Source organism: Cryobacterium sp. MP_M3 (genome assembly GCF_015752155.1).
Classification (GTDB): Bacteria; Actinomycetota; Actinomycetes; order Actinomycetales; family Microbacteriaceae; genus Cryobacterium.
Map to the genome: position 1 here is coordinate 186,180 of NZ_JADOVI010000007.1, position 20,347 is coordinate 206,526.

General features: G+C 64.2%; 15 protein-coding genes. 9 read left to right on the plus strand and 6 right to left on the minus strand.

Annotated elements, in window-relative coordinates:
• Window positions 1-17 precede the first annotated feature (17 nt).
• A complete protein-coding gene (locus IWX89_RS10415) occupies window positions 18-1,034 on the minus strand; it encodes an LCP family protein (protein WP_196903486.1) in 1,017 nt (338 codons plus the stop codon).
• 251 nt (window positions 1,035-1,285) lie between these two features.
• On the opposite strand from IWX89_RS10415, the gene galU reads away from it, so the two are divergent.
• The gene (gene galU, locus IWX89_RS10420) at window positions 1,286-2,179 is read left to right on the plus strand and encodes a UTP--glucose-1-phosphate uridylyltransferase GalU (RefSeq protein WP_196903487.1); all 894 of its coding nucleotides are present in this window, start codon (window positions 1,286-1,288) and stop codon (window positions 2,177-2,179) included.
• A gap of 67 nt (window positions 2,180-2,246) precedes the next feature.
• Here galU and IWX89_RS19025 read toward each other — a convergent pair whose 3' ends face one another.
• The 3 genes from IWX89_RS19025 to IWX89_RS10435 all read right to left on the minus strand — a co-directional run bounded on the left by IWX89_RS19025 (window position 2,247) and on the right by IWX89_RS10435 (window position 7,317).
• Window positions 2,247-4,148, minus strand: a complete 1,902-nt coding sequence (locus IWX89_RS19025; protein ID WP_196903488.1) for a DUF4012 domain-containing protein — start codon at window positions 4,146-4,148, stop codon at window positions 2,247-2,249.
• Window positions 4,149-4,185: 37 nt separating this feature from the next.
• Entirely contained in the window at window positions 4,186-4,959 is a 774-nt protein-coding gene (locus IWX89_RS10430) for an HAD-IIB family hydrolase (protein ID WP_196903489.1), read from the minus strand.
• A gap of 123 nt (window positions 4,960-5,082) precedes the next feature.
• Entirely contained in the window at window positions 5,083-7,317 is a 2,235-nt protein-coding gene (locus tag IWX89_RS10435) for a UvrD-helicase domain-containing protein (RefSeq protein ID WP_196903490.1), read from the minus strand.
• 138 nt (window positions 7,318-7,455) lie between these two features.
• On the opposite strand from IWX89_RS10435, the gene IWX89_RS10440 reads away from it, so the two are divergent.
• Window positions 7,456-9,204, plus strand: a complete 1,749-nt coding sequence (locus IWX89_RS10440; RefSeq protein WP_196903491.1) for a cell wall-binding repeat-containing protein — start codon at window positions 7,456-7,458, stop codon at window positions 9,202-9,204.
• Window positions 9,205-9,335: 131 nt separating this feature from the next.
• Window positions 9,336-9,482, plus strand: coding sequence for a hypothetical protein (locus tag IWX89_RS10445; protein WP_196903492.1), 147 nt, complete (start codon window positions 9,336-9,338; stop codon window positions 9,480-9,482).
• A 33-nt stretch (window positions 9,483-9,515) separates the two neighbouring features.
• On the opposite strand, the gene IWX89_RS10450 is transcribed toward IWX89_RS10445, so the two are convergent.
• Window positions 9,516-9,917, minus strand: coding sequence for a UDP binding domain-containing protein (locus IWX89_RS10450; RefSeq protein WP_307836508.1), 402 nt, complete (start codon window positions 9,915-9,917; stop codon window positions 9,516-9,518).
• 585 nt (window positions 9,918-10,502) lie between these two features.
• Here IWX89_RS10450 and IWX89_RS10455 point away from each other — a divergent pair.
• Window positions 10,503-11,543 carry a hypothetical protein gene (locus IWX89_RS10455; protein WP_196903493.1) on the plus strand — a complete coding sequence of 347 codons (1,041 nt, stop codon included), beginning with the start codon at window positions 10,503-10,505 and terminating at the stop codon, window positions 11,541-11,543.
• A 12-nt stretch (window positions 11,544-11,555) separates the two neighbouring features.
• Window positions 11,556-11,690 (plus strand): hypothetical protein, encoded by a 135-nt coding sequence (locus tag IWX89_RS18820; RefSeq protein WP_255548569.1) that lies wholly within the window; start codon window positions 11,556-11,558, stop codon window positions 11,688-11,690.
• Between the two features lie 116 nt (window positions 11,691-11,806).
• Here the strand turns inward: IWX89_RS18820 and IWX89_RS10460 are convergent, their stop codons facing one another.
• Complete coding sequence (locus tag IWX89_RS10460; RefSeq protein ID WP_196903494.1) at window positions 11,807-13,120, minus strand: UDP-glucose/GDP-mannose dehydrogenase family protein; 1,314 nt, start codon at window positions 13,118-13,120, stop codon at window positions 11,807-11,809.
• A 211-nt stretch (window positions 13,121-13,331) separates the two neighbouring features.
• Here IWX89_RS10460 and IWX89_RS10465 point away from each other — a divergent pair, with 211 nt between their 5' ends.
• The 4 genes from IWX89_RS10465 (at window position 13,332) to IWX89_RS10480 (ending at window position 20,277) form a co-directional block, all read left to right on the plus strand.
• On the plus strand, window positions 13,332-14,447 hold the full coding sequence (locus IWX89_RS10465) for an acyltransferase (protein ID WP_231383160.1): 1,116 nt from the start codon (window positions 13,332-13,334) through the stop codon (window positions 14,445-14,447).
• Between the two features lie 28 nt (window positions 14,448-14,475).
• Entirely contained in the window at window positions 14,476-15,018 is a 543-nt protein-coding gene (locus IWX89_RS10470; protein ID WP_196903496.1) for a DapH/DapD/GlmU-related protein, read from the plus strand.
• 223 nt (window positions 15,019-15,241) lie between these two features.
• Entirely contained in the window at window positions 15,242-16,372 is a 1,131-nt protein-coding gene (locus IWX89_RS10475; RefSeq protein ID WP_231383129.1) for a glycosyltransferase, read from the plus strand.
• Between the two features lie 167 nt (window positions 16,373-16,539).
• Window positions 16,540-20,277 carry a DNRLRE domain-containing protein gene (locus IWX89_RS10480; RefSeq protein ID WP_196903498.1) on the plus strand — a complete coding sequence of 1,246 codons (3,738 nt, stop codon included), beginning with the start codon at window positions 16,540-16,542 and terminating at the stop codon, window positions 20,275-20,277.
• The last annotated feature ends 70 nt before the right edge of the window (window positions 20,278-20,347 follow it).

Below are 20,347 nucleotides of genomic sequence, written 5' to 3' on the forward strand. Positions count from 1 at the left end.
ATTGCCTGGCTGAACCGTCACTGCATGGTCTGGAAGACGGGTTGGTAGCCGTCGAGGGTGTCGGTCTGGAAGGCCCGTTGCACCTCCGCGAGCTTGTCCCAGTCGAGGTTCACGATCGACTGGCCGTCTGCAGAGGTGCCGATTCCGGTGGTCGGCGCGGTGAAGAACGTGAAGTCATGGGCACGGATGCCGCGCAGTTCCCTCGCGAGCCCGGTCAGGTAGGGCAGGTCCAGCCCGTCATCCACGGCGACGTACTCCTTCACCGCGCCGAGCAGCGCGGCGATCCGGACCGGGTCGACGAGGGTCTCCCGGGTCATCGCCTTGCCGAGTACGGCCTTCATCACGAGTTGCTGGTTTCGCACCCGCTCGAAGTCGCCGTCGGGCAGCGCCGCCCATTCCCGGGCGAACGCCAACGTCTCCGTGCCGTCGAGATGCTGGGCACCCGCCGGGTAGTAGTGGCCGGTGGCGGTGGAGGAGAATGCGGTGGGATTGTCGATGTCGATGCCTCCCACGGCATCCGCCAGGCCGGCGAACCCCGCATAGTCCACCAGGGCGACATGGTCGATCCGGGTGCCGATGAGGCTCTCGACTGACTGCACGGCCAACGGCACCCCGCCGAACGACAGCGCGGCGTTCACCTTCTCCGGTTCCCGCCCGGGCAGGATGATCCAGCTGTCACGCAGGATCGACATGACGTAGATGTTCTTCCGGTCTGCGGGGATGTGCAGGACCATGATCGTGTCGGAGCGCTGACCGCTGACGTTCTCAAGCGTTCCGTTCACGGCATTCCAGCTGTCCGACCCGAGAAGCAGGAGGTTCTGGGCGGAGGCCGCGGACCCGACCGTTTCCGGCGGGCGGGTCTCGTCGGCGGGGAAGACCTCCGTCACCTGGTTCAACTGGGTGCCGAGGATGCGATTGGTCACCAGGTCGCTGATGCTGGCGACGCTGTACACCGCGGCCAGACCGACGACGAGGGCAATGGACGTGATTCGCCACGCCACGCTCGGCGGATGCCAGCCGCCGACGCTCGTCATGGTGTCACCACGCTCAGATGAGGCCGGGAAGGCAATGCGTCGGGTCGCGGGCGGGTAGGGAATGGGCGCGTTTGCGGCATCGGGTTGCCTCCAGCTGTGCCGCTCGGGTAAACGGTCCACTCACCATAAACCCGGGCCTCGATGGAGGGAATGGCCCGGTTGGCACCCAATAGGGGGGCAGAAACGGGGTCGGCCGCGCAGCGCTTCCGGCACGGGACCGGCCCGCAACCGACGGCGTTTAGGCTGATCTCATGAGCACACGTATTACGAAGGCCGTCATTCCCGCTGCCGGGCTGGGGACTCGCTTCCTGCCGGCGACCAAGGCGATGCCGAAGGAGATGCTGCCCGTCGTTGACAAGCCGGCGATCCAGTACGTGGTCGAGGAGGCCGTGGATGCGGGCCTGACCGATGTGCTGATGATCACCGGCCGCAACAAGAACGCCCTGGAGAACCACTTCGACCGGATGACCGAGCTCGAGGCGATCCTGGAGCAGAAGGGCGACCAGAGCCGGCTGGCCAAGGTCAACCACGCCACCGATCTGGCTGACATGCACTATGTGCGCCAGGGTGACCCGCTGGGCCTGGGCCATGCGGTGCTCCGCGCGAGGATGCACGTGGGAGATCAGCCGTTCGCGGTGCTGCTCGGCGACGACATCATCGACGCCCGCGACCCGTTGCTCTCCAAGATGCTCACCGAGCAGGGCAACCGCAACGCGAGCATCATCGCGTTGATGGAGGTGGACCCGTCGCAGATCCACCTTTACGGTGCGGCCGCGGTCGAGCCCACCGATGACCCCGACGTGGTGCGGGTGACCGGCCTGGTCGAGAAGCCGGCCGCGGAGGATGCCCCGTCGAACCTGGCTATCATCGGCCGGTACGTGCTCCGCCCCGAGGTGTTCGACGTGCTCGAGCACACCGCGCCGGGCAAGGGCAACGAGATCCAGCTCACCGACGCCCTGCAGGAGATGGCCGAAACCCCGGAGACCACCGGCGGCGTCTACGGCGTCATCTTCCGCGGCCGCCGCTACGACACCGGCGACCGCCTCGACTACATCAAGGCCATCGTGCAGCTCGCCGTGGACCGCGACGACCTCGGCCCCGACCTCCGCCCCTGGCTGCACGACTTCGTCGCCACCCTCGACTGAACGAGGCGACTCAGGCGCGGCGCCTGAGGAGCGGCGGGCCCGGCTCAGCCGGCCTGACCCGGCTGTCCTACTTCTTAGGGGCGCAGCCGGCCGCGTCGACGGTCACGACTGTGGGGTTGAGCATCGGGGTCGTGCGCAGCTCCGGAGCCGCGTAGGTGCCCGCTGCCCCGCTGAAGGCCACGGTTACCGTGCTCGATTCGCCGGGAGCCAGCACCGCCTCGAACATGGCCACGGGGCGCCCCAGGTCGTCCGTGGTGCCGACCAGGCCGGTGGACACCCCGGCGACATTCACCACCGTCGAGGCGAGGGTCGTTCCGGGAGGGCCGTAGACGAAGACCTGGGTGCGGAACTGCTTGCCCTTCCAGTACCCGCTGGCCACGTAGGACGGCAGCTCTGCGGCTTCGGCCTTGGTGATCTTCGAGTGCAGGTCGACCGTCGCGGTGAAGGTGGGAGTCTTCGACGTGCAGACATCCGTGGTCAGTTTCGCCGCCGTCTCGAGGTAGTAGTCCATCTTCGAGGTGGAGGTGTCGCGGAAGTACACGCCCGTGGTCGTCGACTTCTCGTTCGTCGTCGGCAGGATCCCGGACAGCGCGGAATCGGCGAGAATCGCCTGCTCCTCGGGATGCGAGCTCCAGGCCATGATCCGGTGTTCGTCCACACCCTGCATGACCGACTTGAGCAGTTCCTTGGGGTCTGCCCCTGACCCCATCAGGGCACCGAAGATAGATTTCGCGGCCTCACCGAAGAACGCGTCGGTCTGGTTCGGGCCGTCTTCGCCCTGATAGCGGAAGTAGATCTCGTTGAGCAGGAGCGACACCGCGTTCTCGCTCGAGAGCTGGTCGCCGGTGCTCATGGCGATCGGGCCGGTCGCGCCGAGGATGTGCGCGAGGGCAGCCGGGTCGATGGAGATGATGCCGTCGACCGGGGCGCCGCCGATGTCCCGTTTCCAGAAAGCATCGGTGATGAGGGCCGCCGTGGGGAAATCGGGGCGGCTGGTCGCCAGGTTCAGCCTGGTGTAGATCAGCGGGGTGTACAGGGAGGCAAGGGTCGGGTCGACGGCCAGGACGGGACTCGTGTCATCCGTCTTGAAGCTCTGGCTCGACGCCTGCCGGCCGATCGCGATGGCGCCGTCGTTCACCGTGACCTCGGTCAGGGCAGCGGAGGTTCCGCCGAGCGCGGTCGTCTCGGCGAGGTTCTGGAACATCAGCAGGTATGTGCGCGGGCCCGAAGCTCCCAGCATGGCCGGGGCGACGGCGGTGATCGAATGCACATCGCTCACCATGGTGGCCGCGCTGGTGAGCATGGTGGAGAGTTTGACGCCGGCCGAGTCGACCTGGCCGATCGTGCCGTCCAGGTTGATCTTCGAGACGGACTTTGCTTCGCCGGTGAGCGTCGTGCTTGCCTGGCCGAGGGCCGTGTTCAGGTCGATCAACGGCTTGAGGTCGACCTTGCCGTCGACCGGCTTCAAGGATGCGGGGCTGAGCGTGGAGGCGATGGAGGCCACGGGGGCGAGCGCGTGCTGGGCGACGGCGTCAACGGATTCGGCCATCTGGCGCACTGCGGCGAGGTTCGGTCCGGCTACCGGAACGATCTCGGCGGCACGCCACAGGGGGTCGTGGGTCTGGTCGACGGCCTTGCTCGTTGCCGCGGTCAGCTTGGTGGACGTTGTGCCCAGGCCCGCGAAATCCATCGCGGCACCCTGGGTCTTGAGGGTGCCGACCAGGGTCTGCGCCTTCTCGAGTTCCGACTTGGCGGTGAGCGCCCGTGAACCGACCCAGCCGGCTGCGGCGCCGAGCACGAGCAGGACGCCGACGACCACGGACAGGGTGACGAGGATGCGACGGGTGCGACGCTTCATCCGTCGGTGGCGAACGGGCGCGACCCCGGCAGCCGAGCCTTCGGTCGCGGCCTCGCCGCTGGATTTTCGGCTCTTGGGCTTGCCGGAGCGGTCGTCGCTAGATTCAGTCACCTGAGGAACGCTAATGCATGAAGTTGTATCGGCCTACTCAGGCCACGCCGGCCTCGAGCCGCGGGATCAGGGTCTCCAGGAACGCGGCGGTGTCTTCCCAGCCGCCCACGGCGAAGCACTCGACCCCGAGCACCTTCACCGGGTAGTCGTTGCCGTGCTCGTCGAGGCGGTCTCCGACGAAGAGCATCTCCGCCAGGGAGACGCCGGTGAGCGTGGCGAGCTTGTTCATGCCGTAGGCCTTGTCGATGCCGCGGCGGGTGATGTCGACCGAGGTCGAGCCGCCCGACCGCACCTCGAGCTCGGGGAGGCGCGCCTGCACCGCCTCGCGGAGGGCGTTCTTCTTCTCCCCGCTCGGGTCCCAGGCGCTCTTCGCTGCGACCGGGGCGGCCTGGCCGAGCGCGGAGAAGGTGATCTGCGAGCCGCGGTCCTCGAGGATCGGGCCCCAGGTGTCGCTCTCCCAGTAGCCGAGCTCACGGGCGGTCGCCTCGACGGCGGACAGCGCGCTGGCCTTCTCCGTGTCGGTGAGGAGCTCGGCGTAGATCTGCGTCCAGACACCCTCGATGTGGCGGTAGTACTGGGTGCCGCAGGTGGGCATCAGGTGCAGCCCGGCGAGGGCCTCGTTGCTGACGTTGTCGAGGTTGTCGATCAGCTGCATGTGGAACTGGGCGATCTGGCCGCCGGAGATGACGCAGACCTCCACGGCGCCGAGCAGGCGCACCATCAGCGCCGCCATTCGCGGGTCGAGTGGGGACTTGGAGGCGGCCAGGGTGTCGTCGAGGTCGAAGGCCACGAGCCGGGGAAGGGACGTCATCTCTAGTGGTTCCTTTAGCAGGATCAGTGCGCCGGACTGGGCCCGGTGCGGAGCGTCACCCATTCGCAACGCCAGAAAAAACTCTACAGGCGACCGCTGGGTGCTTCCGCATCGTGCGGCGGTTCAGCCGGCGAGACCCTCCGGCAGGGGGCCGTCAGTGACGAGGTAGAGGCGCTGGGTGGCGCGGGTGAGCGCCACGTAGAGCGCGCCGACCCCCCGGGAGGAGGAGGCGACTATCGCGTTCGGGTCGACAACGACCACCGCGTCGAACTCGAGCCCCTTCGCGTCTTGCGGGGTGAGCAGCGCCACCGGCCGGGTGAGGCCGAGCGCGCCGAGCCCGACGGCGTCGCCGAACTCCGCGGTGAGGGCGGCGTTGACGGCGGCGAGGGATGCCTCGACCACGATCACCGCAAGGGTGCCGCCGGCATCGAGGGCGAGGTCTCGGCGCACGGCCTCGGCGGCATCCTTCACCGTTTCGATCGGCCAGTCACTGGCCCGCACCGACCGGGCCGGGGTGATCGGCAGGTTGTGCGCGAGCGCCATCGCCTCGGCCGCCTCCGCGATCTGGCTGGGGGTGCGGTAGTTCACGGTGAGCTCTTCGAGCCGCCACCGCTCGGCCTCGAGGGACGAGCCGAGCACGGGCCGGAGCGCCTCCTTCCAGCTGGTGGCCGCCGCGGCCGACGCCGCCTGGGCGATGTCGCCGACGATGGTGAACGAGCGCTGCGGGCCGCGGCGCAGCAGCAGGCGCCACTGCATCGGCGAGAGTTCCTGCGCCTCGTCGACGACGACGTGCCCGTAGGTCCAGGTGCGGTCGACGGCCGCGCGCTCGGCGGTGGTGGCCCGGTCGCCCAGCTCGGCGAAGTTGTCGGCGAGCGACTTGGCGTTCACGAGACCCTTGACCGCCATGTTGGCGATGGCAGCCTCGGCGTTCTCGATGTCGCGTTTGCGTTGTTCCTTCTGCTCGCGCTTCTGCGCCGCGTCGACCACGTTGTACTCGCCCAGGTGCATGGCCGCCTCGTCGAGCAACGGAACGTCGGCGATGGTGAACGGGGCGTTCCGCGACCGGTGCAGCAGTGCCCGCTGCTCGGGCGAGAACCGCGGGGTGAGCGAGGCCAGCCACTCCGGGCGGGCGTAGAGGTCCTGCAGCAGTTTCTGGGGCGTGAGCGGCAGCCAGGCCGTGTTGAGGGCAACCCGCACGGCCTCGGCCGAGCGCAGGTCTTCCCGCAGCATGGGCAGGTCGCTCTCGTCCATCGAGGCGCCCCCGGCCTTGAGCGTCTCCAGCCATTCCCGCGACAGCGCGTTCAGCGCGTTCTTCACGAAGGTGACCCGGGCCTCGTTGTGCGGCTTGCCGCTGGTCTGGGCGCGGTGGATGGCCTTCCCCACCAGTTCGGCGGTGAGCTTCACCCGGTCGCCGTTCACCTCGAGCAGCTGGTCCCGTTCGGGGATGCGCTGCCGGGAACGCACGGCGCGCTCGATCACTCCGGCCATGGCGGTCTGGCCCTTGAGCGCGGCGACGGCGGGGGCATCCTCGTGGGTCGCGTCGACGCCGGGGAACAGCTGGCCCACGCTGGCGAGCACCACCCCGGTCTCGCCGAGCGAGGGGAGCACGGCCTCGATGTACTGCAGGAACGACGGCGACGGGCCCACGATGAGCACGCCGGAGTGCTTGAGCCGGTCGCGGTGCGTGTAGAGCAGATAGGCCGCACGGTGCAGCGCCACGGCGGTCTTTCCGGTGCCGGGGCCGCCCTGCACCACGAGCACACCCTTGAGGTCGGAGCGGATGATGCGGTCCTGCTCGGCCTGGATGGTCGCCACGATGTCGGACATGTGCCCGGTGCGCTGCGCGGTGAGCGCGGCGAGCAGGGCACCTTCGCCCTGGTGGTGGGTAGCGGCCTCCCCTTCGAGCAGTTCGGCGTCGAGGATCTCATCCTCGATCCGGATGATGCTGCGCCCCTTGGAGAGCAGGTGGCGCCGGGCACGGGCACCGAGCGGGGTCGCGGCCGTGGCCTGGTAGAACGCGCTGGCCTGCGGCACGCGCCAGTCGAGCAGGATCGGCTGCAGGTCTTCGTCGCGCAGCCCGACCCGGCCGATGTAGCGGTAGATGGAGCCGTCGTCGGCGTCGGATGCCGTCTCCAGCCGGCCGAACGCCAGCCGGTCGTCGACCTCCCGCAGCTGCACGATCCGGTCCTCGTAGAGGCGCGCGAAGGTGTCGCGCTCGGAGCGCGCCTGGTGGTTGCCGCCCACGTTCAGCCGCCGCACAGCGGTCAGCTGCTGCTCGGCCTCACGCTGGAGCGCGTCCAGCCGCGCGTACAGCGTGGCCACATAGTTCTGTTCGCGCTGAAGCTCCAGGTCGACCACAAAAACACCCCTCAAATCCGACCTTCGAGTTTAGTCGATTCGGATGTGGACTCCTTCCGCGCCACAAATGGGGGTTCGTCTCCGGTAGCCGGAGATGTTAGACATACGTGGGACGCGGAGCGCCCTGACGGGGAGCTCATGGAACAGAACACGCGCGGTGCCGCGCTTGCACGGAGGCGTCTCTCCGTCTGGTTGCAGCGCACGGTCTCGGCTGCGGTGGCGTTCGCCGTGGTGACAGCCTCCACCCTCGTCTTCTCACCGGTGGCCTTCGCCGGCACGGACGACTATCCGGCCCAGTGGCGGGATGTGCCACAGGACTCGGTGTTCGACACCTGGCGCGAGTACAACCGCGAGTGCACCTCGTTCGCCGCATGGCGCCTGCACTCCCGGAACGGCTTCGAAATGCCCTTCTACGACGACGCCAGCGGGTGGGGTGCGGATGCCCTCGCCCGCGGCTACACCGTGGACATGAATCCCACCGTCGGCTCCATCGCCTGGTGGTCGTACGGCCACCTTGCCTGGGTCGAGTCGGTCAATGCCGGCGGCACGGTGACGGTCGAGGCCTTCAACTGGCGCACCCCGACCGGCCACGACGGCGCCTATCACGAGAGCACCTACGCCGCCTCCGCGGTGTCGGGCTACATCCATTTCAAGGATGCCGGGTCGGGCCTGCATTCGGGCGCGTTCGTGATCTACCGGGGCGACATCTACCGGCTGGCCGGCGGGGCGCCCCTCTATGTGTCGGGGTGGGCGCCCTTCGGTGGGCCCCAGCCCGTGATCACTCTCTCGGACGCGCAATGGGCGAGCCTGCGGCGCACCCCCGCCGACGGCACGTTCGTGGCCGCGCAACCCAGCGCCGAGGTCTTCGAGATCACCGGCGGCGCCCCGAGGTTCGTGTCGAGCGTGGCAGGCTTTGCGGGCGGGCAGCCGACGGTGACGATCGGCGATGACGACATCCGGAATGCCGGCACCACGGATCAGGCGAGCCCGTGGAGTCACCTGCGTGCCCGCCTGTCGGGTGCGGACCGGTTCGCGACGAGCGCGGCCGTGTCAGCCGCCGGCTTCTCCCCCGGTGTGCCGGTGGCGTACATCGCCAACGGGTTGAACTTCCCGGATGCGTTGTCGGCGGCCCCAGTGGCCGGGCGGGACGGTGCTCCGGTGTTGCTCGTGCAGCCCGACGGGATCCCGGCCCCGATCCAGGCCGAACTGACCCGGCTGAAACCCGGCCGCATTGTCGTGGTCGGCTCCGAGGTGGCGGTCGGCGCCGCTGTGGCCACCCAGCTGGCGACGCTGACCGCAGGCGGGGTGACTCGTTTGTCGGGGCCGGACCGGTTCGCGACGAGCGCGGCGATCTCCACGGCCGGGTTCGCCCCGGGCGTGCCGGTGGCGTACGTCGCCAGCGGGCTGAACTTTCCCGATGCTCTCTCGGCCGCGCCCCTGGCCGGCAGGGACGGCGCCCCCGTGCTGCTCGTGCAGCCCGACGGGATCCCGTCCCCGATCCAGGCCGAGCTGGCCCGGCTGCACCCCGGCCGCATCGTGCTGCTCGGGGCGGAGGCCGCCGTCAGCGCCGCCGTCGCAACGCAGCTGGCGTCGCTGACCGCCGGCGGGGTCACCCGCATCTCCGGGCCGGACCGGTTCGCGACGAGTGCGGCGATCTCCGCCGCCGGGTTCGCCCCGGGCGTTCCGGTGGTCTACCTGGCCAACGGGTTGAACTTCCCCGACGCCTTGTCCGCGGCGCCCGTGGCCGGAAATGGTGGTGTTCCGGTGCTGCTCGTGCAGCCGGACGGCATCCCTGCCCCGGTGCAGGCCGAGCTGGCCAGGCTCAAACCCACCCGCATCATCATCCTCGGCGCCGAGGCCGCCGTCAGCAGCAGCATCCTGCCGTAGCTGGCCGGACGGCGCCCGACCAGTTCAGCATTGACGCCCACCTGACCGGTCATGTTCGCAGTCAACTTCGCCCCTGTAGGGGGGTCGTCTTTCGTCAGTTCGGCCTCGGTGACAGGGCTAGGCTGAAATTCGTGAGCAAAATTCGCCCCGAACAAATGGGCCATAAGGCACTCCTGCGGCGTGGGCGCAGCACCAAGTGGATGCAGTACACCCTGCTTGCCGTTGCAGGTTCCGGCGCGGCGGTCGCCTGTGTCGTCGCCCTCAGCACGACCCTGTAGACCCCCCGGACGCGTGGCGTCCCGGCCGGTGCGCTACGGTCGGCCGAGCCCCTGGTAGGTCCATCCGGCGGCGCGCCAGGCAGCCGCATCGAGAGTGTTGCGCCCGTCGATGATGATGCGCGATCGCACCAGCGAGGCCGCCCACACCGGGTCGATCTGCTTGAACTCGGCCCACTCGGTGACGAGAACCACAGCGTCGGCGTCGCGCAGCGTCTCCTCGATGCTGGTCGAATAGCTCAGTTGCGGATGCCGCAACCGGGAGTTCTCGATCCCCTGCGGGTCGGTTGCCACGACATCGGCGCCGAGCCCCCGCAGCTGCACGGCCACGTCGAGCGCCGGCGAGTCCCTCACATCATCGGAATGCGGCTTGAAGCTGAGCCCGAGAACCGCCACCTTCGCTGTATAGACGGGCTTGTCCAGCGCCTGCAGGGTCATCGCCACGACCCGCTGACGCTGACGGAGGTTGATCGCGTCGACCTCTTTCAGGAACGCGACCGAGTCGCCCCGGCCCAGCTCTTCGGCGCGGGCCGTGAACGCCCGGATGTCCTTGGGCAGGCAGCCGCGTTAGCGACCATGCCAAACTGTGCGGTTTCTAGCCATGGACACAGCCGCCCCCTCGCTCCAGTCTTCAGTCTGCCGCTTCGTCCCGTGTCCGGCTCCCACACCCGGGCGGGCCGGTCGGAGGCAGGTCGGCTCTCGAGCCTCTGGTTCATGGCGTGACCCTCACAGTGGGGGGAATCATTCGCCAATCAGATCGTCGAAATGGGTGCATAGTGTGGTCACGAATCGAGTCATCCTCACCCGAGCGGATGGAGCATTGTGCGAACACTCCTGAATTGGCTAAGAAGGACACCAGAAGTCGACCTTGCGGGCAAGCCGCAGCCGTTGCCAGAACAAGGCGCGTCTCGCCGCTCATTCCTGAGACGCTCCGGCTATGCGGCTGCGGGAATCGTCGGTGGATCAGCCATGCAGCTCGCAGGTCGCGGAGACCCCAGCCAAGCGGCAGACGTCCCAGTTTCAATGACCACTCTGGCTGCGACGTTCGTGCCGCGCTGGCTGCCGGCCACGTCATATTGGCGGGGCGACAAGGTCGTTTCACCGAGTGGAGACATTGTCACGGCGCATTCCACTTTCACCTCCAGCACAACCTATGCCGCTAGCAATTGGAGCCTGTCCCCCAGCTACGGCAAGCTAGCAGGAGACAACACATGGGCCGGGAAGGCCACGTTCAGCGGCAATATTCCAGCTCGAGCTCGCCAACCGTTCATGAGCTCGCAAGAACTTCGCGCTCTCGACCCCGGCCCCGACGACCACATCGGCCATGCGATGCAGACGAAGGTGTACGGCGACTGGTCTGCCGACCAAGGGTCTAGCCCTCGCTTCGCCTGGGGGGCGAACATCTTCACGGTAACAGGTCCGAATGCGGGCGACGGCAACGGGCTGTTCGCTCTCTCCGGTGCTCTGATAGAGGCGAATGTGAATGCGCCCACGGGCACCCATATTGAAAACGTCTACGGGTTGCTCGCTGAGGCATCGTTTTTCGGCACATCGGCTGGTGCAACTGTGGACAATATAAAGTCCTTTCAAGTCAATGCTCCCGTCCGCAAGAATGGCGCATCCGGCGGGACTGCTAAGTGGGCATATGGAATGTATGTTCAGGCCGTTTACCCCTCTCAAGTTGAGTCCACAAACGCGTTCTCAATGTGGGTTGCGGGTGGCCGATCGCGCTTCATGGAGAATGTGGAAATCTATGGTGTCAATGCGACGGACAGTCTCCTCACCCTTCGTGCAGCGCCGTCGCATTCGGTCAACCTTTTCACGATCAACAGCAGTTCGAATACGCGCATTGTCCGCGTCACGTCATCGGGAACCGTCACGACAATCAACAAGCTGGTTGCGCTTGAGGCGCGCGGCGCGCAGGTTGTGGTCGGCGACTGCGGACCGGCCGCGCAGGCTGGGATCGCATTCGGTGCGACGACTCCGGGACTTCTCTATTTTGACGGGGGCGCTCTGAAATTCCGGGGAGCTGCAGGAACCGTCACCACCATCGCACGTTCCTAGCGAAGGACAATAATGGACCCGCAAGCTGCTTTGGCCTTGATCCTCGACCTCTACGCGCAGGTCGCACGCCTCACGAACGAGAACGATCAACTGCGACAGGCCGTCGCCGATGCAGGAATGAGCCAAGAACGAGAAACAAGCCAATAGCCGAAGCAGCGCGTGAGGGCTCCAGAGCAAGACAGGCGCTTCAAGACAGAGGCACAACTGCGGCCAAAATGAGCGTCGCGCAGATACCGATCATGCACCACACAGGGCAACACCGCCTACGGCCGGCCGAGCCCCTGGTAGGTCCATCCGGCGGCGCGCCAGGCAGCCGCATCGAGAGTGTTGCGCCCGTCGATGATGATGCGCGATCGCACCAGCGAGGCCGCCCACACCGGGTCGATCTGCTTGAACTCGGCCCACTCGGTGACGAGAACCACAGCGTCGGCGTCGCGCAGCGTCTCCTCGATGCTGGTCGAATAGCTCAGTTGCGGATGCCGCAACCGGGAGTTCTCGATCCCCTGCGGATCGGTCGCCACGACGTCGGCGCCGAGCCCCCGCAGCTGCACGGCCACGTCGAGCGCCGGCGAGTCCCTCACATCATCGGAATGCGGCTTGAAGCTGAGCCCGAGCACGGCGACCTTCGCCGTGTAGACGGGTTTGTCCAGCGCCTGCAAGGTCATCGCGACGACCCGCTGGCGCTGCCGGAGGTTGATCGCGTCGACCTCTTTCAGGAACGCGACCGAGTCGCCCCGGCCGAGCTCTTCCGCCCGGGCCGTGAACGCCCGGATGTCCTTGGGCAGGCAGCCGCCGCCGAACCCGACCCCCGCGTTGAGGAACTTGCGGCCGATGCGCACGTCGAAGCCGATCGCATCCGCTAGCTGGGTGACGTCGGCGCCGGACACGTCGGCGATCTCGCTCATCGCGTTGATGAAGCTGATCTTGGTGGCCAGGAACGCGTTCGCAGCGACCTTGACGAGTTCTGCCGTGGCGTAGTCCGTGACGATCACAGGCGTCTGGGCCGCCATCGCGGAGGCGTAGACCTCGTTCAGAAGCTCTGCGGCATGCTCCCCCGCGGCGGCGGCCGGCACCCCGTAGACCAGACGGTCGGGGCTGATGGTGTCTTTCACGGCGAAACCTTCGCGCAGGAACTCGGGGTTCCAGGCGAGCGAGGCGCCACTGCCGGACGCGTCGATGACCGCCGCGAGGCGCGCGGCGGTGCCCACCGGCACCGTGCTCTTGCCGACGACCAGGTCACCGGGCGCGAGGTACGGCAGCAGCGACTGCACCGCGGCGTCGACGTAGGTGAGGTCGGCGGCATGGCTGCCGGGCTTCTGCGGTGTGCCGACGCCGATGAAGTGCACCTGCGCGCCCGCGGCGTCGGCGATGTCCGTGCTGAACCGGAGCCGCCCGGAGGCCATGGCCGAGGTGAGGATCTCGGGAAGACCCGGCTCGTAGAACGGCGGCTTCCCGGCTGCCAACTGGTCGATCTTGCGCGCATCGATGTCGATGCCGACCACGTCGTGCCCGAGTTCGGCCATCGCCGATGCATGCACTGCGCCGAGGTAACCACAGCCGATGACGGAGAGTTTCATGTGGTTTTTCCCATGCGCTCGAGCCTACCGCTGCGCCGCCAATCGGTTTGGTCACCCCTTGCCGGCCCGAAGTCTTCGTACCATGACCACGCGGGCTTCTCGTTCGCGGGCGCGAGTTGTCCTGACCAGTTGAAGTGAGCGGCGGACCATGCACCAAGAACTACACTGAGGCCTGGGGAAAACCAACAGGTCGGGGGCGGCGCGCGTGACCATGACTAACGTCGCAGCCGTTGAAACCCGAAATACCTTTGACTTCCTCAGGGCTTTCGCCGCTGTCTCCGTTCTGTTCGCCCACTCGAACTACAGTCTGGCAACAAACGCTGGGTGGGGAGCTTGGGAACTCGTTGATGGCGTTTCTATGTTCTTCATAATGAGCGGGATGTTCGTCTTCATGTCCGCCGAAAAGACATGGGATCGCACTGGTGGCTGGCGCGACTTCTATCTCAACAGGTACTTGCGAATCGCCCCTGCGATCTACTCATTTGCGATATTTGCGCCCTTAATCTTGGTTGCATTCGGCACCATTGGGCTTACCGCCCTGATCGACCCCCAAATGGTGGTCTGGCTCGGTAGCAGTTTCGTGTTCCTGCCCAATTTTGATCCTTCCATCTGGTCAGGTGTCGGAACCGGAGTTCTCAATGGGCCCCTCTACACAATTCCCGCGGAAGTGAGCTTTTACCTCATCGTGCCGCTGCTCGTGCTCGCCGCAAAGCGCTTTGGCTTCTGGAAGATGATGTCAGTTATGATCGCCATTTCCCTGTGTGGAGCCTACTTTGCCAATCAAGGGAACGACCTCACCCGAGCACTCTTGCACCACACCTTCATTGAGCGGGCGGGATGCTTTTCCGCTGGCATCATACTCGCGAGGTACGGACGGCTCATTCCTCTGCGTTGGTGGGCCTTCATTCTGGCCCTCCTTGCCTACGTCCTCCTCGAAACGCTGGGAAAGTCGACTTTCATCTATGGAGCGTTCAAATCTGTCTTAGTTTCGATTCCCTTGGCCTATCTGACCATCTGCGTTGGCTATAAAGGTCCAAGGTCATTGGAACGCGTCACGCGAAACCTCGGGGACTTGAGTTTCGGCACATACGTGTGGCACTCGACCGTCATCAACATATTCCTCTGGTTCGGGTTTGAGGGCCAGCGTTGGTCGACGATAGGAGTATTCGCATCCACGCTTGCCGTAGCATTCGCTTCATGGCACCTCGTAGAGAAGAACGCGTTGAAACTCAAGCGCGTGTCCTTGCGGGGGCGCGGAGACGACGATGCGAACGGAGCGTCAAGAAACTCCAGTCGTATGCTTTCGTTTCCGAGGAAACATTCCTGACAACGCGTTGGCACCCTGGAATTCTCGAATGAGCGCTCCAAAGCGCCAGCCAATCTGGTTCGGCCTATGGCATGACATCTATTTCAACTGGCTCGTCGCCTCCCCACTTCTGCCCAGGGCAGCGCGCTATCTGGCCCTGCGTCTGGGCGGATTCGACGTGGAGAAGTGCGCCATTTCCAGCGGCGTCACGTGGTTCGGCAGCGGGGAGGTCGCGATCGGCGCTCGCAGTTTTCTCAACCGCGGTTGCGTAGTCAATCACAGCGGTTCAGTCAGGATCGGACGAGACTGCGCCCTCGGCATGGGCTGTCTGATCGCGACGGCGAGTCATCACCAGGGACCAAGTTCGAAGCGAGCGGGCGACGGCTTTAGCTCACCTGTCGTGATTGGGGATGGCGCCTGGCTCGGCGCGCGCGTCACTGTGCTTGCTGGGGTCACCATCGGGCCGGGCACCATTATTGCGGCTGGCGCAGTGGTGACGAAAGACTGCGAGGCGGATTCTCTATACGCCGGCGTTCCAGCCACAAAGATCCGGACGCTGCCAGATGTACTTAACAAGCGAATTATGCCCTAGACAGCCAATTACGACCTGCGCCATTGGCCGCTGCATTCTCCGCACGACCCTTGAAGTAGAATTCAAACTGGCCATTCTGTGAAGCGGGATGTTATTGCGCGTTCGGCAGAGGCACCCCTTTAGTCGGGATTCCCGCTCGACGTCGCCCGTGAAGAAACCGTTGACACATCAAACTGCCGGAAATCAGATGCGCACCCGAATAGATCCGAAAGCTCGTAGCCAAATGTCAAAGTCCGTTGTAATCATTGGAACGCGCGGATATCCGAGTTATTATGGCGGATTCGAGACTGCTGTCCGAAAGATCGCTCCATTTCTGGCCGATAAGGGCTGGGATGTAACCGTCTATGGGCGCCCCGGTGCGACAAGTGAAACCGATCCGGAGAGAGACAGCCGCATCCAGACGGTCACGACGTGGGGATTCGAGACTAAATCCGTAAGCACGCTTTCCTACGGGCTCAGCGCCTGCTTAAGCGCAACTCGCAGGCGACCAGATGTTGCATTGGTCATGAATGTTGCGAATGGCTATTTTCTGCCTTTCCTCCACTTTAGGAGGATACCGACGCTGGTTAACGTCGATGGCATTGAATGGGAGCGCGCAAAGTGGGGGCGACTTGCGAAGTCCGTTTTCCGCACCGGTGCCCGCCTGGCCGCCCGATTCGGCACAAGGATGGTATATGACTCCCACGAGATCGCGGTCAGATGGCGAGAGGACTTTGGGTTGGAGGGCGACTTCATTCCCTATGGAGGCGATGTTGTAGACGTATTGCCCCTTGAGCCTGGTCTTGCGCACCGCGGTTACGTCCTCGTAGTTGCCAGATTTGTCCCGGAAAACACGATTCCCGAGTTTCTGGAAGCCTCTGTCGCTCTAAGCAAGCTGTGGCCGGTGGTTATTGTCGGATCATCCGGGTATGGGGGTCCCATTGACGAGCGAGCGCGGGTCCTGGCAGCCAATAATGCGGGCATCACGTGGCTTGGCCACATCAGCGACGACCGGAGGCTGCTTTCCCTTTGGCAGCACGCTGGAGTCTACTTCCATGGTCACAGCGTGGGCGGAACGAATCCGACGCTGGTTCAGGCGATGGCGACCGCCACTCCCATCGTCGCTCGAGACACTCCCTACAATCGCGAGGTACTTGGCGAACAAGGGATCTTCTGCGCGCCCACGCCCGACCAAATCACTCTAGCTATTGGTGCGCTGATGGCTGACCCCACCCTCCAAGAACGACAAAGCGCGGCGCTCTTCGCTCGCGCACGGGAGCGATACACGTGGGAGGGTGTGTGCCAGGCCTACGACTTCGCGCTCACACGGCTCATCGCCCAACCTCGCATCCCAAACAAGAAGAAGCAGCGATAAGCATCCCGCCACCGCAATAGGTTTCCAATCACTCGGATGCTGAACTAGAGTCGGGTCAATGCGGTGCGCGCTCGCCATTTTGGGCGATTGTGTTCTTTACTGGGGCCCACTATCCCGGCCCAGGGCAGCCACCATTCTTTTGCCTTGGATTTCGGGGGAGTATCCGCATGCATGTCATCGCCAGAGTCCTATTATCGTTTTTGGTCCTTACAGCGGGCATCGGGATCCCTCCTGCGCACGACATGGGGATCGCGTATGCGGCAGCGGCCCCAGCAGATCTGAAATCCTCACACCCCAGGCTGCTCGCCGACGACGCGAAGTTCGCGCAACTGAGGAGCCTTGTTACTACCGATGACGTCGCCGCAGCGTGGTATGCCCAGATCAAGGCCGCAGCCGACGTCACGCTTGGAGAAGGTGCAGCAACATATGACCTGTCCTCGGGCAACCTGCTAACGACGAGTCGAACGGTACTTGAACGTGTCTATCGACTTGGATTCATGTGGCAGGTCACCCGAGACTCGACATATGCCGAGAGAGCGTGGGTGGAACTGAATGCAGCCGCATCCTTCCCCACCTGGAATCCGACCCATTTCTTGGACACGGCGGAGATGTCCCACGCTTTTGCAATCGGCTACGATTGGTTATTTGAGTATTGGACCGAATCTCAACGCTCAACCCTCCGCTCAGCGGTCACAAGACTTGCGTTCACGCCGGCAATCGCCGCCTATGACAGCGCATCGTTCTGGGTCACCGACACTGGCAACTGGAACACGGTCTGCAACAGTGGGCTCGCCATAGCCGCGCTGGCGTTTGCTGACGGCACCGCGGATAATGCTGCGGCCGTGCTTGCGCGAGCTCAGACAAGCTTGAAGGCGAGCCTCACTTCATATAGTCCTGATGGAGGGTTCAAAGAAGGGATTACGTACTGGGCTTACGCTACAAGCTATCTCGTCACGTACACATCGGTCTTGCTGTCAGCGACCGGCTCTGATCAGGGACTGCTGCAAACACCTGGGCTTTCGAACACCGGGACTTTCGCGGTCAGCTTGAGCGGGCCCAGCGGGAACGCAGCAAATACCGGTGACGCATGGTCCAATGAAAAGTTAACAACTCCGCTGCTCGGCCTCAGGAAACTGTACGCCGACGACCGACTTTCAAGTCGTGCGATAACAGGATCCACAGGCCCTCAATCAGACGAGGTAACGCCGCGCGGTCTAATCTGGTACTACCCGGACGCCAAATCATCGGCGCCAACCTCCATTCCCAAAGATTCCGTATTTTCCTCAGCTGACATTGCCGCCGTTCGATCGAGCTGGTCGGATTCCGACGCGACTTTCGCGACACTCCGTGGCTCCCGCGGCCCCCTGACCGGGCATTCCGATCTTGACGCAGGGCAGTTCTCTCTCGATGCCTTGGGCGTCAACTGGGCCGTTGACCTCGGTGCGGATAGTTACGCATTGCCCGGGTACTTCACGCCAAACGCCGATAATCGCTGGCAGTTCTATCGAAAGCGCCCGGAGGGTCAGAACCGTTTGGTTTTCAACCCCAAGTCCACTCCCGACAGCGACTGGAACGTCAGCCCCACACTTTCCGTTGTGCAATCAAATCCCGACAGTGGGCGCGTCATCTCTGACCTGACATCGTCCTCCTCCGGACACGTCACGTCCTGGAAGCGCGGAGTGAGTCTCTTTGATGGGCGCAGCCAAGTGCTAGTCCAGGACGAGGTGAAGGCGTCGCACGCCAACGACGTGTGGTGGTTCATGCACACGAAATCGGATATCAATGTCGCTTCCGACGGGCTCTCCGCGGTGCTCACGCAAGACGGGGAGCAAATGGTTGCCCGACTTATTTCGCCGTCAGGAGCGCGTTTCTCCTACATGGATGCAAAGCCGTTGAAGTCCTCCCCGGCGCCGTCCGGGCAAGCTCCAAACTTGGACACTCATAAACTCGCAGTTCACCTGTCAAATGCACAGAACTTCTCGCTCGCTGTACAGTTCACGCCGGTCAGGCGCGGCTCTCCAATACCGCCAGCGACAGAGGTGCAAGCACTCTCAACTTGGGGTACTAGTCCGGGCCCGGCGCCTACGGTGACCGGACTCTCGTTGGCGGGCCTTCCGGTCGCCGGGTTTTCACCCTCGACGCTGACTTATGACGTTGATGCGTCGACGCTGTCAACTCCGCCGTCCCTTCTCGCCAGCGCCTCAGCTGGGGCTTCTGTGCAAGTGACTCAGGCAACTGCAGTCCCAGGGCGCGCGGTCGCCGTCGTGTCTGAGCCCGGCAAGCTGCCGCGGACTTACTCCGTGTATTTTCACTCCGGAGCCATTCCGATCGCGTCAGTTTCCTCGAGTACAGAGTCGGCCTCCAATCCGTCACTGAACACGATTGACGGTCGGCCATATTCAGTATGGAAGTCAAAAGGAAATCAATGGCTTCAGTATGACCTCGGCCGAACGACAACCGTGTCACATATTGAGGTCAACTGGGATCAAATGCTGGCGGCCGGGTCGAAGTATGAAGTTCATGTTTCGACCAACATGTCCACCTGGACAAAGTCCTATGCCGGCGTGGTCAAGGCGACCAAACTCATGCACTGGGCGTCCTTCCAGACTGGGCCAATCCTGGCAAGGTACGTCAAAATCCTGAGTCTTGGCGACGGCACTCCGGCCTTCCCAACGGCCATCAATGAAGTGAAGATCTACAGTGACAATCTCCCTCACGTGCTGACCTACGCGAAGACCCCTCACTACTCAGTCGCTTTCGATTCCGGTGACATGAAGCTGGAGGTCGGCGCCAAGGCGACTCTTCCATACATGGTAACGGGGTTGGACGGTCAGGTACGTCCTGGGACCGGGTATCCGGGGTTGTACGAGTCATCGGCACCATCGATTGCAAGCGTGAATTCCGCTGGCGACATCACCGCCATTAAGCCTGGACGAACCCAAGTCTCGATCTCGATTCCGACAAATAACAATCAGGAGCTGTACACGTCTGCCACCATCGACGTCTCAGACAACACGATCATGACCGTGCCTTCGAGTGGGACCACGTATGTCCAGGGAGGGTCGCTCAAGAATGCGAATCTCAGCACAGCTTGGCAGCTCTTCGTACGACACAATGACGCTTATCCCGACTTTGACCGGTACGCCTACATGTCCTTCGACCTATCGCAATTCTCTCAAGCCACCATTCAGTCAGCCAAGCTCTACTTCACTGCAGCAGTGGCTGATCCTGGCGGCAACCAAATCGACGTCAATGCGCATGCAGTAATCCAGCCATGGTCCCCGAATGCCGTCACCTTTTCCACCAGACCATCCATGGACTACCGGGCGGGAACCACCTCGGTCGACAACACCACCAGACTTCGAGAGATGGACGTTACCGACTTCGCTCGCCGAGAAGCCGGAGCGCCGGCAAGCTTGGCATTCACCGAAGACAACCCTCCAAACGGACTCGGTCTCGTGGTGTCGATCGGCAGTCACCTGTCCCCCAACAAGCCCTATCTTGTCATCCAGAAACGGACCGGCACGATCCCGACAGTCCCGGTGATAACGCGGGCGCTGTCCAGCACCAACACCGTCCCCGGTGCAATTGATGGAACAGTGCTCGGGGCTGCACACACCGTACTAGGCGTGGACCTATACGCATCTGCAGCGAAAGACTGCATTCCCGTCCGCCCAGCAGGCACTCTCGTCGGATCCGCAACGTTGACGACGGATGCAACTGGAGTCGGCACATTCCACGTGAATGGCACCGTCCCGGTAGGCAGTTCCGTGTTTGGTGTCACAAAGATCGGACCCGACACCTCCCAAACCTCGAACTGCGTCAAAACCACGCTTGCGGCCGGCACAGTGGTGTCGGTCACCGTGGACCCAAGCAGCGAGGTTGCGTCCCTCCGAGTGGTGTAATTTCCCCGGGGTTTGAGCGTCGGATTGTCGACGTAGTGAGCCATCGTGCGATGGTCAGTGAGAACCGTTC

What these genes read in the sequence shown, in the direction of transcription:
- IWX89_RS10415 (WP_196903486.1), bottom strand. Translation starts at nt 1,034, where the DNA reads ATGACGAGCGTCGGCGGCTGGCATCCGCCGAGCGTGGCGTGGCGAATC.
- galU (WP_196903487.1), top strand. Translation starts at nt 1,286, where the DNA reads ATGAGCACACGTATTACGAAGGCCGTCATTCCCGCTGCCGGGCTGGGG.
- IWX89_RS10430 (WP_196903489.1), bottom strand. Translation starts at nt 4,959, where the DNA reads ATGACGTCCCTTCCCCGGCTCGTGGCCTTCGACCTCGACGACACCCTG.
- IWX89_RS10440 (WP_196903491.1), top strand. Translation starts at nt 7,456, where the DNA reads ATGGAACAGAACACGCGCGGTGCCGCGCTTGCACGGAGGCGTCTCTCC.
- IWX89_RS10450 (WP_307836508.1), bottom strand. Translation starts at nt 9,917, where the DNA reads ATGACCCTGCAGGCGCTGGACAAGCCCGTCTATACAGCGAAGGTGGCG.
- IWX89_RS10455 (WP_196903493.1), top strand. Translation starts at nt 10,503, where the DNA reads ATGACCACTCTGGCTGCGACGTTCGTGCCGCGCTGGCTGCCGGCCACG.
- IWX89_RS18820 (WP_255548569.1), top strand. Translation starts at nt 11,556, where the DNA reads ATGGACCCGCAAGCTGCTTTGGCCTTGATCCTCGACCTCTACGCGCAG.
- IWX89_RS10460 (WP_196903494.1), bottom strand. Translation starts at nt 13,120, where the DNA reads ATGAAACTCTCCGTCATCGGCTGTGGTTACCTCGGCGCAGTGCATGCA.
- IWX89_RS10465 (WP_231383160.1), top strand. Translation starts at nt 13,332, where the DNA reads ATGACTAACGTCGCAGCCGTTGAAACCCGAAATACCTTTGACTTCCTC.
- IWX89_RS10470 (WP_196903496.1), top strand. Translation starts at nt 14,476, where the DNA reads ATGAGCGCTCCAAAGCGCCAGCCAATCTGGTTCGGCCTATGGCATGAC.
- IWX89_RS10475 (WP_231383129.1), top strand. Translation starts at nt 15,242, where the DNA reads ATGTCAAAGTCCGTTGTAATCATTGGAACGCGCGGATATCCGAGTTAT.
- IWX89_RS10480 (WP_196903498.1), top strand. Translation starts at nt 16,540, where the DNA reads ATGCATGTCATCGCCAGAGTCCTATTATCGTTTTTGGTCCTTACAGCG.